We start from the raw sequence: 12,292 nt of genomic DNA, 5'->3' as shown, positions 1-12,292 counted from the left end.
GCCTTTACCCCTTAGCTCATTCAACTCAACCAGCATGAGCTGATTCTCGCTCGACTGGTCTACTATTGTCTATCGGATAATCTCAGAAAACAATGAGGCGAACGAGGTTAAGTCGTAACGAAGAGTTTCAACTGTTTCACTGTGAATCAGTTAGCTGTGGTTCTGAGTCGAGTAATCGGGCGAACAACCGGGTATTATTGGGTATCGGGCGATGGGCGAGAACTCCGTCGTGCCACCGTTTGATAAACTCGGCATTATCGGAGATGTCTTCGAAATGTGAACTCGAGTATGCTTCTGCAGATCCAGTATAGGCCATTGGGACCAGAACATACGCGAGCCGCACCTTTTGATTATGCATAAAATTGAGCGCATGCTCAATCAACAAGATCTGTAGCTCATGGCGGTTGTAGTCGGGATAGAGATAGGGGCCGACAATTTCACACTCGCCGTATTCAATCGAGATACGCACGTAGCCGAAGGGCATGTGGTCTTCGAATCCAAGAAAGTAATGAGTCGAACTCTCAGTGGCATGTTCGCGAAGTTCACTGTAACTGTCTGTGGTGAGCAGAAGTGTGTCTTCACTAAGCTCGCGCTCTGCATTCTCGCGAATGTCAACGAGCAAGGTCAACGCGTGTTGACCGGCACGAACTATGCGTAGATTAGACATGGGCAAAGAGCAGCTTTATTACTCTGCTGGATGAGATAGGAATCACAACAATTGTCACTGGAGCATGGTTAAGGCGGTGTTTCACTTGAATTCGTATCCTGATGAAGTGCCCGTTTTGGCACGACAGGGACAATCAAGTCCAATCTAACTTGAAATCGTCTGATCCCGCTCCGGGCCGGTGGAGAGAATACTAATCTTGGCTCCGGTAAACTCTTCTATCTTCTTGAGATAAGCCTGTGCGTTGACATCTAACTCCGCGAATGACTTGGCGTTGCCGATTGGCTTTTTCCAGCCGGGCATTGTCTCGTATACCGGCTCAACATGCTTGAAGTGGAAGTTAGATTGAGGCGGCGTATCGCAGATCTTTCCAAAGAAGTTGTAGCCGACACAAACCTTGATTTCATCAAGTCCATCGAGAACGTCCATCTTCATAAGCGCGATATCGTCAACACCGTTGATCCGTACTGCATACTTGAGAAGCACAAGGTCAATCCAGCCGCAGCGACGCGGTCTTCCCGTAGTTGAACCGTATTCATTACCTTGTTCGCGCAGGCGGTTGCCGGTGTCATCCAGCAATTCCGTGGGGAACGGCCCGCTGCCGACACGTGTCTGGTATGCCTTGACGATACCGGTGATACGTCCGAGATGCTTGCAGCCGATTCCGAGTCCGGTCAATACACCGCCGATTGTCGTATTAGATGAAGTGATAAACGGATACGTGCCGAAATCGACATCGAGCAATGTGCCCTGCGCTCCTTCAAACAGAATCTTCTTACCTTTGTGAATCGAGTCATCGAGGAACTCGGCGACATCGCAGATAAGCGCTCTGGCTTCTTCACGCTTGGCTACGAAGGTCTCGAAAGTCAGTTCGATGTTTGGTCTTTGATCCGCCGGGAGTTTATCGAAGATGTGTTGCTTGAGATCGAAGTTTTCCTTGATCTTGCAGCGCAAGACGTGGTCGTCGAAAATGTCTGCGAACTGGATGCCGCAGCGTCCAATCTTGTCGAGGTAGGCAGGGCCGATGCCGCGCTTGGTCGTTCCCAGCAGTGCATCGCCGCGGGCTTCTTCCATCACAGCATCAATGATTTTGTGATACGGCATGACAAGATGTGCGCGCCCGGAAACCATGATCCGCCCCGCGACCTTGATGCCGCGATCTTCCAACTCCCGCATCTCTTTGAAAAGCTGAAACAGATCGAGCACTACACCGTTGCCGATGATGCAGATTTTGCCCGGATGCAGAATTCCCGAAGGGATAAGATGGAGTATGAACTTGTTGTCGCCAACTTTAACCGTATGTCCAGCATTGGCGCCGCCCTGACAACGGGCAACTATGTCATAGTCTTTAGACAACAGGTCAACAATCTTGCCTTTACCTTCGTCGCCCCATTGCAATCCGAGTACAACTCGATTCGTCATCTATTCTCTCCCATAGTCAACTTTCAAATTACTGATGCCACCCATTCAAGCACTCGCTGTTTGCCGTCGCCGACTTCAATCGAAAACGCGATCACCTGCTCTCGCGGGACGCTCAGGTCCTTCGCAAGATTGATGATCGCCTGCGCTCGCTTGCTGCTCGGCACCTTGTCGGCTTTGGTCAGAACATACAGATGATTCTTCACAAGCGGTTGAGTCCATTCGTGCAGCATGATATCGAGATCGGTTGCGGGATGGCGAATATCGATGAGATGTGCCAATCCCTTCAGTGCCTGGTTCTTCTCGAAATAATGCTCGAGCATCCTTTGCCACTTCTCGCGTTCGATCTTACCGGCGCGGGCATAGCCGTAGCCGGGCAGATCGACAAAATAGCAGCGCCGATCGCTGAGATAGTAATTGATTGATTGAGTCTTGCCGGGTGTTTGTGAGACCTTGGCGAGATTGCGCCGATTGAATAGCTTATTCAACAGCGATGACTTGCCAACATTGGAGCGGCCCGCAAACGCAACCTGCGATGGGCCTTCCAGAATTAATTGATCCGGCAGATAGGCAGTCCTATCCAGCGTTACCTGTGTCAGGAATTCACTCTCTTACTCTTAAGTTTCTACCGGTGAGAAAAGGTATGGAAATTACTTCGGGAAGGCAAGCGCTAAAACTTCGGAGGCGTTTTTTACATAGTGAATTTTCAACTTCGAAGTCAGGTCTTTCGGCAGTTCTTCGATGTCCGGTTGATTTGCAGCCGGAACGATCACATTCTTGATCCCTGCCCGCAGTGCCGAGATAAGTTTGGCGTTCAGTCCGCCAACCGCAAGTACCTCGCCTGAAAGCGTGATTTCGCCGGTGTAGGCGACACCCTTGGCCGGGAGTTTGACCAGAAATGCCGAACACAGTGCCACCAATATGGTTATGCCCGCAGATGGACCGTCTTTTGGGACAGCGCCTTCAGGGAGATGAAGGTGAACATCTGATGTCTTGAAAGACTCCTTCGGGATATGCAGCTTGTCAGCCTTGGACTTCAGGTAGGTAAATGCCGCGCGAGCCGACTCTTGCATCACATCGCCCAGTTTTCCGGTGAGTGTAACGCGACCGGTGCCGTCTGTTAATACGACTTCGACTGGCAGGATCTCTCCGCCAGCGCGAGTCCAAGCCAAACCAATCGCCTTGCCGGGTATCATTCGGCCCAATTCGGTTTCGTGATACTTGCGGACGCCGAGATATTTCTTGAGATCGGCTTTGGTAACCGTGAAGCTCTTCTTCTTGTCGCCCTTGGCAATTCGTTCGGCAATCTGGCGCATCACTGAGCCGATCTGCCGTTCGAGTTCGCGTACTCCCGATTCGCGAGTGTAGTCGCGAACAATGGCGAATGTTACCGGTCGAGCAATCGAGACTTTGTACTTCTCGAGGCCATTCTCTTTCTGCTGTTTTGGAATCAAGAACTTCTCGGCAATCTGGACCTTTTCAAGTTCTAGATAACCAGGGAGATCAATCATTTCCATTCGATCGAGCAACGGCCTGGGAATACCTGCCGTGGTGTTGGCGGTCGTAACGAAAAGAATCTGAGACAGATCAAACTCGCATTCGAGATAATGATCCTGAAATGTCGAATTTTGTTCCGGGTCCAGGACCTCGAGCAGCGCCGAAGCCGGATCACCGTGGAAGTCGGAGCCTATCTTATCGATTTCGTCTAGCAACAACACGGGATTGTTGCTCTTGACCTTCTTTAGCATCTGAACGATTCGGCCTGGCATGGCGCCGATGTAGGTACGACGATGTCCGCGGATTTCCGCTTCATCGCGCATTCCACCCAGCGACATACGTGCAAACTTGCGATCGAGGGCATGCGCAATCGACTTGCCCAGCGAGGTCTTGCCAACGCCCGGAGGACCGACAAGGCATAGAATCGGACCTTTCACGTTCTTGGATAGTTGCAGTACGGCGAGATGCTGGAGTATGCGCTTCTTGGCTTTTTCAAGTCCAAAGTGTTCGCCATCAAGTATTGTCTCGACGGCGCCGAAGTCTGATCTGTCAACGGTTCTCTCGTTCCACGGCATCGCCAGAATCCACTCCAAGTAGTTCCGGATAACGTTGGCTTCTGCCGAAGATGCGTGCATTCTGCTCAGACGGTTGACTTCTTCAAGAGCCTTTTTCTGTACTTCAGCCGGCAATCCCAATTTCTTGATCTTCTCTTCGTAATCGGTAACGTCCGCCGAATCATCGAACTGGCCGAGTTCTTCCTTGATGACCTTGAGCTGATGCTGAAGATAAAATTCACGCTGTGTCTTGTTCAGCGATTCCCGCACGCCGGTATCGATTTCCTGCTCCAGCTTGAGGATTTCAATTTCTGAGGAGAGATTCTTTGCCAGAAGCTCAAGCCGCTTGGTGACCGAGACGATTTCCAGCATCTTCTGTCGCACGTCGATTGGGAGTAAAAGATGCGCGGCGATAACATCGGCGAGTTTTCCGGGGTCACCAACTTCCGTGGTGTACGACAGAATCTCGTCCGGCAGCCGGCGATTTAGATTCACATATTCAGTAAATGATGTCGTGACGGTTCGCGCCAATGCCTCAATGCGAAGATCGTCTTTCTCAAGTATGTCGTTGACGACCTTGACATAGGCGCCGATATAGCCGTCGCTGGATGTCAGCCGCTTCACGCTGGCGCGGCCAATGCCTTCCATCAGGACTTTCATCGTACCGTTGGAGAGCTTCATCACTTGAAGCACGCGCGAAATCGTACCGAATGTATAGAGATCGGATGCTGACGGAATCTCCGTTTCCTTGTCGCGTTGCGCCAGAAGCAGAATCTGCTTGTCGCGTACCATCGCCTCTTGCAGGGCATCAACGGAGAATTGTCGTCCGACAATCATCGGATACACCATGTACGGAAACACAATGGTATCCCGCACCGGCAGCACCGGAAGGAACTCCTTGATTGTCAGTTTCTCCGAACCGTATTGATAAATCATGGGTTTGGTCAGGCGCTTTGCTTGCCTGACTTGGACGACCGCTCGATAATCGGCGGCGCTCCGGCAGAGATCGTTTCGTCAGTGATTACGATCTTGGATACATTGCGATAGGAAGGAGCTTCGTACATGATGTCGAGCATCTTCTCTTCAAAAATCGAACGCAGTGCACGTGCTCCGGTCTTCCGCTTGCGGGCAATCTTGACGACTTCCTTAAGAGCTTCCGGTGTGAACTCAAGCTCGATACTCTCAAGCTGAAACATCTTTGTGTATTGCTTGGTCAGGCAGTTCTTTGGCTCGGTCAGAATCTGCAGCATTGCTTCATCTGATAGCTCATCCAACACGGTAGCCACCGGCAAACGTCCGATCAACTCGGGAATCAAACCGTACTCCAGCAAGTCTTCTGTCTCAACCATGTGCAGCAGGGCGCTGGAATCATCGGTGCTGACATCACGGCGGTCGACCTTGAATCCAACTTGCTGTTTACCGACACGACGGGCGATGATCTTCTCAAGACCATCAAATGCGCCGCCGCAGATTAAGAGAATATTTTTGGTGTCAATATGCACAAATGGCTGTTCTGGGTGCTTGCGCCCGCCTTTCGGGGGGATATTCGAGACGGTGCCTTCAAGCATTTTCAGCAGACCCTGCTGAACGCCTTCACCGGAAACGTCGCGAGTGATTGAAGGATTCGCCGACTTGCGCGCGATCTTGTCGATTTCGTCAACAAAGATAATACCGACTTCGGTGCGCGATTTGTCGTAGTCAGCCGACTGATACAGCCGAACCAGGATGTTCTCGACATCCTCGCCAACATAACCTGCCTCGGTAAGTACCGTGGCATCGGCGATGCTGAATGGCACAGAAAGCATGCGTGCCAATGTCTGCGCCAGAAGTGTTTTTCCCGTTCCGGTCGGACCGAGCATGAGAATATTGGATTTCTCCATCTCAGTCTCGCCGATCTCGGTCTGGTTGAATATGCGCTGATAGTGATTATACACTGCGACCGATAGAGTCTTCTTGGCGCGATCCTGACCAATCACATACTGGTCGAGAAAGGCGCGAATTTCTTTCGGTTTGTAGATCTTTACCGGACGTTGGACCGACTTGCCGCGCGGCGTATCGTCGATCATTTCATGCGTCATCTCGACGCATTGATCGCAAATGAATGCGTTGTATCCGGAGAATAACTTCCGGACACTGTACGCATCTTTACCGCAGAATGAGCAACGCTCGACGCGCTTGGCGCCATTAGTCATAGCCTGATCCTATTAGGCTGCTGCGAAGCTAAGCCTTCTTAACGTAGAGTTCGTCGATAATACCGTAATTCTTCGCTTCTTCGGAAGACATGAAGTAGTTGCGGTCGGTATCGGATAAAATCTTCTCCAGCGGTTGGCCGGTGTGCTTGGAAAGCAATTCTGAAAGCCGCTGCTTGTGCTGTACTGCTTCCTTGACCTGAATCTCCAAATCGGTCACCTGACCCTGGGCGCCACCGAGCGGCTGATGAATCATGATTCGCGAGTGGGGAAGCGCAGCGCGTTTGCCCGTTTCGCCGGCGGCCAACAGGAATGCTCCCATTGAAGCGGCCAAGCCCATGCACAGCGTCGATACCTTCGGCTTGATGAATTGCATGGTGTCATAAATCGCCAAACCGGATGTGACAACACCGCCGGGCGAGTTGATATAAAGGAAGATGTCTTTGTTCGCGTCTTCAGCTTCAAGGAACAACATCTGTGCAATCACGAGATTTGCAACGTTGTCATCAATCGGCGTACCGAGAAAGATGATGCGGTCCTTGAGCAGGCGGGAGTAAATGTCGTAGGCGCGTTCACCGCGTCCAGTTTGCTCGACAACAATCGGAATCAGTTGGTTTCTCAAAGTAAATTCCTCCTTGAAGTCACTATCACGGCTGGATGATCGAGTCGACAACCGTCTCAACAGTCGAGCCGGCGATAATGAAGTCAATAACCTTGTTTTCCAGTATCGTTTCCTTAAGGTCGGCAATTCGACGATTTTCCGTAATCGTTTTGCGCGCCTCCTCCAGCGTCATCTTATAATTATCGGCAAAACGCTGCAGCCAGGTATCGATATCCGATTGTTCTACGCGGATATTCTCTTTTCAGCAATATCATGGAACAACAAATCCCAACGAATTTGGCGAATTCCAACAGCGCGATATTGTTCGCGAACTTCCGCTTCATCAATCGTTTCCTTGGAATTCTTACGCATATCCTCAATCAATCGTTCAAGATACCGCTCCACCATGGCTTCCGGCAGTTCGAAACGATTCTTGTCGATAACTTCCTTAATGGTCTCTTCGCGAAGCGAATCGTGCGATTCCTTGGATTTACGCGCCTGTATATCCGATTTCAACTTCGTCTTGAATTCGTCGACGGTTGTGATTGATTCGTCAAACTGCTTGAAGAACTCGGTGTTCAACTCGACGAGTTGGAGATGCTTGACGGCTTTCAGTGAAATCTTGAACCGAATCGTACTGCCCGAGAATCTCTTGTCGAAATGCTCTTCCGGATAGACGATTTCAATCTCGGTCTCGGCGCCGGCATCAAGTCCGCTGATCTGCTTGGCAAATTGGCTGGCGACGTCGCCCTCGACCAATTCCAACTGCACGTTCTCGAATTTCTTGGTGCCCAGGTTTCCAGCGCTGTCGCTGAGAACTTCAAGGTCGGCAAGAACGAAGTCACCCTTCTGTGCGGGACGTTCCACTGATTCCAGCGAAGAGTTTTTGCGCTGGACATATTCTAACAGGTCGTTGACTTCGGAATCTTTAACAGTGTCGTCCGGCTTCTTCAAGGTGAAACCGGTATACTTCTCTAATGTGATTTCGGGACGAATCTCAAATTCGGCTGTGTAAGTGAGCGCCTTGCCTTCTTCAAAATCAACATCAAGAATCTTCGGATAGTCGACCGGAGTCACGCCGGCTTGAGAAATAGCTTCCCGGTAAGACTCATCCATCAAGTCTTCGAGAACGTCACGCGCTGCTGCCGCTCCATAGCGGGCTCGAATTGTAGCAATCGGAGCTTTTCCCTTACGAAATCCCGGAAGTTCGACATCGTGTTTAAGTTTGCGGTAGACAGCGTCAAACTTCTCCTGAACGACATCCTGAGTTACCGTAATTTTGAGGGTGCGTTTGCATTTTTCCCCCTGAGCAAGTTCGAAATTTACGGGCAAGACGAATCCTTTCTTGCGATAAGTATGGTGCGAACGGGGGGACTCGAACCCCCACGGTTATTCACCACTAGATCCTTAGTCTAGCGCGTATACCAATTCCGCCACGTTCGCACGTAGTCTTTCCTGAAGAGCCACTCTATCGATACGGAGCAGTCTGGAATTGGACGACCAGTCCGTTCTTAGAAGCCAATTTGCGAAAGGGGGGACTCGAACCCCCACGGCCGAAACCACCAGATCCTAAGTCTGGCGCGTCTACCAGTTCCGCCACTCTCGCTCATGCGACAAGTCGGAAGCAACCAGTAAACACCGCTCTATATCCGACTCGACGAGCGCTCTAATGTATACGTCCACTCCATGAGTGTCAAGCGAATAGTAGACGTCGAAACTGATGAACATCGCAGTTCAACGCCTTACCGTACCATTTGTTAGCTGTCGACATCCGCAGCCAAAAAATCCTTGAAATTCGCGGCAGGATTCGTATAATAGTCTCTCTCCCAAGCGGGAGAAATTGGAAACTGCCGACTATGGCGCTATCGTCTAGTGGTTAGGACGGGTGGTTCTCAGCCATCAAACCGGGGTTCGACTCCCCGTAGCGCTACCATATAATGCTCAATGGCTCTGTATTCTTACAGAGCCATTTCTGCTTTTAATCACTGGAAATCTCTACTTTGTGAAGCTACCACAAATAAGAAGCCGCACCTGACCGAAGTCAGGTGCGGCTTACTTTATGATTCATCTGATATGAAAACTCACATCAGAATGTACTCACAAATTACGGGCAGAACGGAGCCGGACCACCGCCGAAGATGTGGGCGATCAAGTACACGGCGTCAGAAATGCTGATACCGCCGCTACCGTTGGCGTCGCCAAGACACGGCTGAGCCGGGGCTGGGCCACCACCAAAGATGTGGGCGATAATGAACACGGCGTCAGAGATGCTGAAGCCGCCGCTATTGTTGGCGTCACCGCAGAGACAGTTTGCGCAAGTGATGAGATTGTTGTCGCAAAGGAAGTCGTAACCGCCATCCACTACGGTATTAAGAGCAGTTGTATTGCTCGCAACACCAGCCTGAACACCAGCAACAATCACTGCGAACTTAAGCGAATCGCTGGTGGCGCCATTGATGACTTGGTCGCGTGCGAGAACGAGAGTCATGCTCAAGTCTTCCACAGCACCTGACGGCCACTGGTGGGCAGCCGCGGCAGTGAATGAACCAACGGTCAGAGCTTCCATCTTGTTCCACAGTGAGTCATTCTCCCAACCTACTTCAGGATAGATGTAGATCGGGTTGGAGACTACGAAACCGCCGACGACCGGGTTGCCGTCGTCACGAACGCCACCGAGGGCGCCATAGCGGATTTCGTTGTTAAGCGGAGATTCGAAGTCTGAACCAGCCTGGAAGACCATCGAACGGGTAGCGTCGCCGCCGCCACGGTTGTCGGAACCTGTGTCTGCCGGGATATCCCAGTCAGCATAGTAACCGACGGTAAGATTGTTGATCGTACCGGCCGGACCATTCGGGCCCTTCTTCAAGGTGAAGACGAGAGCGTAGAAATTGCAAGTGCCCGGATTCTTCGGGGCATAGTAATCGGATCTGAACTGAATGGTTGAGTCGCGGTTGTAACCTTGACCTGACGCGTATCTGTAGTTAGCAAACGTCGTCGAATCATAGGTCGTGGTCGGGCTCGCGGCATACAGGAATCCGTACGGGTTGCTGACGGTCGGAAGACCAGCAGAACCGGCACCACCAAATGTCGAGTAGGTCAAGTTGGTGGCACTGTTACCAAGAATAAGGAAACCGTCATACAGGTAGTCGGTAGCATCAGAGAAATAGCTGAATCTGCTGCCGTCAACGTTGTCGGCGATTTCAGAAGCCTGGTTGACATTCATTCTATTGCAGGAGGTGCGAATCGCTTGATCCACCGGCAAGTAGAAGTTCGTGAAGTTATACAGATCGACCGGAACATTGATAACCTTTGTGCCGGAATCGTACGTGAAGGTCACGGTTGCCTGGTAGAGACCCTGAGCTCCCGGACCAGTTGCACGAAGACCAATGTTTTCAGTGTTCGGCGAACCGACTGGGACTGTTCCAGCCGGAACCGGACCCTGCGTACCGCCGAATGCCAACCAACCAGAGCCACTGATGTAGCTGATCGCTGACGTGTGCGGCGACGGAATGTTGCCAAGGTTGGTCAAGAGAACAGCAGTGTCCTTGATGCCAGCCGGAGCCGTGTGGAACGGATAGCGAACTTCGGACGGGGCTGCTGAGAGTGACTGGAAGGTCACCATGTTGGAGCAACCAAGCGACATCGCCTTGATCGGGTTGTCGGTGGCAGCACCTTGAGTCTGAACGTTGATACCGGCATCGCGGTCCTCAAGGTAGAGGATGCGAAGCGAATCGGTAACATGCTCAATCGAACCAAGGTTGATTTCCGAACGGCAAGCGCCAGCGGCGCAATTGTAGGACGGTCCAGCCGCTCTGGTGTTGGTAAGGTTGGAGTCAGGACCCCAAGTCAAACCGGCGGTCGAAGATGCCTTGGCGAACAGGTCATAGTTAGCATATCCGCCCGTCGAGCAGTCGCGATAGACTTCAACGTTGTTCGCGTCAGTCACGTTAAGCTGCTTCGAGAAGATTGCATAGAGTTTGCCCTGGCATTCAGAAAGCGTGACCTTTGTAACGGTGCCGCTCTGTGCGAGACAGGAAGCAGTAGCATCGGAACCTTCGGTAACGATCGATGAAATATTGGAGCACTTGTCCCAGTGACGAATTCTGCCCGGGAAGTAGTAAACCGAATTGCCGAGCGTGTCTGATGCCCAGCGGCTCTGGAACAGAACATGCAAGCAACCGTCGGCGGCATAAAGACCGGAGGTCTCATAGCCGCGCTCAAATCCAAGGTTGAACATCGGATCCGGAGTGTTGGCAAAGTTGTAAATCGTGGTAATCGGACCCCAGGTTACGCCCAGGTTCGTTGACTCGCGATATACGACGTTGTCGTTGATACCGGAAGTATCCGGAGCGGAAACCCAGTGACGCGGTCTGGTGTAGACGATAGCGACGCGCTGGTCAGCCTGATCCGGATGAGCAATCACGGTAGCCGTGATGCCTGATACTGAGTCAATGAATGCACCAGTTGCAGCGGCAACCGGCTGGTGGCTGTTAGCCTGTGAGCGATTGTAGATGAGAGACTGATAACCAGTCAAGTCTGACGCAGCGACAATCGGCGACTCGTGAGAGACGACATGGGCGAACCAATCGCCATCAGCTTCACGGTCGACAGCGATACGCGGCCAGATGTAGTTACTGGTTTCCGAGCTAGCTGTGAAGATAGCCGATGAATCCGGATAGACGGTTGATGATGCATAGGCGGCAGCAGCGCAGCTAAAGTCGATACCGGCAAGGGTACCGCCGCTAGCAACTACGTGCCAAACACCAAAACCACGTCCGTCGCCGGCAACACCGAGATCCGGGGAAACCGCCACCTGGAGTGGAACCGGTACCGGTCGCAATAGCGCCACCCGGGATGTAAGAAGCCGCAGCGATGAAACGCGTTGCAGCCGGCTGAAGGTCAGCCCATACAGCGTGAACGTTTCCGGAACAACCAATGGCAATCTGGCGCATCTGGCTCTGGTTGCCGGGAAGATCGTAACGGGTGGTAACGCCAAGGTCAACAATACCATTGGCGGCTTGGAATCCAAGCGAACTGGTAACAGAAGAATTCGGTCTGCCTTCGCCGACACCACCGTAAGCATACGGATCGTCAGCACCGCCAACCGGCGCCGGTTTTGCGGCTTGTGCAGTAGCGACTTCATTGACAGCCGTGTTTGAGCCTACTTTGGCCTTGGCTGCGAATGTCGGGACGCTAAGCAGCGACAGAGCGAAAATTGTTAGCATTAAAAGAGTCGAGATTCTTCTCGTCATCTTTGTGCTCCTTTCAGAGTGAAAGATCGTTGCAACTTTAAGTAAAAACCGTGTCGTTTACTGAGAATGGACAATTCTGCCTGCCGGGCTACCACCTCCTCAATCCAATTTCGTCC

9 protein-coding genes, 3 tRNA genes and 1 pseudogene are annotated in these 12,292 nt (G+C 51.8%); 1 reads left to right on the top strand and 12 read right to left on the bottom strand.

The genetic code is table 11. The features are described 5' to 3' along the window. Positions 1-136: 136 nt before the first annotated feature. The 10 genes and pseudogenes from IPH59_15795 to IPH59_15750 all read right to left on the bottom strand — a co-directional run bounded on the left by IPH59_15795 (position 137) and on the right by IPH59_15750 (position 8,530). Positions 137-667: a hypothetical protein gene (locus tag IPH59_15795; GenBank protein MBK7093150.1), complete on the bottom strand. Its 531-nt coding sequence runs from the start codon at positions 665-667 to the stop codon at positions 137-139. A gap of 144 nt (positions 668-811) precedes the next feature. Then, positions 812-2,086, bottom strand: coding sequence for an adenylosuccinate synthase (locus IPH59_15790; GenBank protein MBK7093149.1), 1,275 nt, complete (start codon positions 2,084-2,086; stop codon positions 812-814). Between the two features lie 23 nt (positions 2,087-2,109). After that, positions 2,110-2,682 (bottom strand): YihA family ribosome biogenesis GTP-binding protein, encoded by a 573-nt coding sequence (locus IPH59_15785; protein ID MBK7093148.1) that lies wholly within the window; start codon positions 2,680-2,682, stop codon positions 2,110-2,112. An 18-nt stretch (positions 2,683-2,700) separates the two neighbouring features. Then, positions 2,701-5,070: pseudogene (gene lon / locus IPH59_15780) on the bottom strand (endopeptidase La). Between the two features lie 8 nt (positions 5,071-5,078). Continuing rightward, positions 5,079-6,326 (bottom strand): ATP-dependent Clp protease ATP-binding subunit ClpX, encoded by a 1,248-nt coding sequence (gene clpX, locus IPH59_15775; GenBank protein ID MBK7093147.1) that lies wholly within the window; start codon positions 6,324-6,326, stop codon positions 5,079-5,081. A gap of 28 nt (positions 6,327-6,354) precedes the next feature. After that, the gene (gene clpP / locus IPH59_15770; protein ID MBK7093146.1) at positions 6,355-6,933 is read right to left on the bottom strand and encodes an ATP-dependent Clp endopeptidase proteolytic subunit ClpP; all 579 of its coding nucleotides are present in this window, start codon (positions 6,931-6,933) and stop codon (positions 6,355-6,357) included. A gap of 37 nt (positions 6,934-6,970) precedes the next feature. After that, complete coding sequence (locus IPH59_15765) at positions 6,971-7,177, bottom strand: hypothetical protein (protein ID MBK7093145.1); 207 nt, start codon at positions 7,175-7,177, stop codon at positions 6,971-6,973. After that, a complete protein-coding gene (gene tig / locus IPH59_15760) occupies positions 7,168-8,256 on the bottom strand; it encodes a trigger factor (GenBank protein ID MBK7093144.1) in 1,089 nt (362 codons plus the stop codon). The genes IPH59_15765 and tig overlap by 10 nt, the downstream gene beginning before the upstream one ends. Positions 8,257-8,281: 25 nt before the next feature. Continuing rightward, a tRNA-Leu gene (locus IPH59_15755) sits at positions 8,282-8,367 on the bottom strand. An 81-nt stretch (positions 8,368-8,448) separates the two neighbouring features. Next, positions 8,449-8,530, bottom strand: a tRNA-Leu gene (locus IPH59_15750). 252 nt (positions 8,531-8,782) lie between these two features. Here IPH59_15750 and IPH59_15745 point away from each other — a divergent pair. Continuing rightward, positions 8,783-8,857, top strand: a tRNA-Glu gene (locus tag IPH59_15745). 171 nt (positions 8,858-9,028) lie between these two features. On the opposite strand, the gene IPH59_15740 is transcribed toward IPH59_15745, so the two are convergent. Together IPH59_15740 and IPH59_15735 are read right to left on the bottom strand one after the other, a co-directional pair. Then, positions 9,029-11,737 (bottom strand): dockerin type I repeat-containing protein, encoded by a 2,709-nt coding sequence (locus IPH59_15740; protein MBK7093143.1) that lies wholly within the window; start codon positions 11,735-11,737, stop codon positions 9,029-9,031. Continuing rightward, complete coding sequence (locus tag IPH59_15735; protein ID MBK7093142.1) at positions 11,667-12,176, bottom strand: hypothetical protein; 510 nt, start codon at positions 12,174-12,176, stop codon at positions 11,667-11,669. Before IPH59_15735 ends, IPH59_15740 begins: the two co-directional genes overlap by 71 nt. Positions 12,177-12,292 lie beyond the last annotated feature (116 nt).

It is taken from the genome of bacterium, from assembly GCA_016708315.1.
In the GTDB taxonomy this organism is placed as follows: domain Bacteria; phylum Zixibacteria; class MSB-5A5; order CAIYYT01; family CAIYYT01; genus JADJGC01.
The sequence above is the reverse complement of the archived record's forward strand: the minus strand, read 5'-3'. Positions and strand labels throughout refer to the sequence as shown.

What these genes read in the sequence shown, in the direction of transcription:
- IPH59_15795 (MBK7093150.1), bottom strand. Translation starts at nt 667, where the DNA reads ATGTCTAATCTACGCATAGTTCGTGCCGGTCAACACGCGTTGACCTTG.
- clpX (MBK7093147.1), bottom strand. Translation starts at nt 6,326, where the DNA reads ATGACTAATGGCGCCAAGCGCGTCGAGCGTTGCTCATTCTGCGGTAAA.
- IPH59_15790 (MBK7093149.1), bottom strand. Translation starts at nt 2,086, where the DNA reads ATGACGAATCGAGTTGTACTCGGATTGCAATGGGGCGACGAAGGTAAA.
- IPH59_15735 (MBK7093142.1), bottom strand. Translation starts at nt 12,176, where the DNA reads ATGACGAGAAGAATCTCGACTCTTTTAATGCTAACAATTTTCGCTCTG.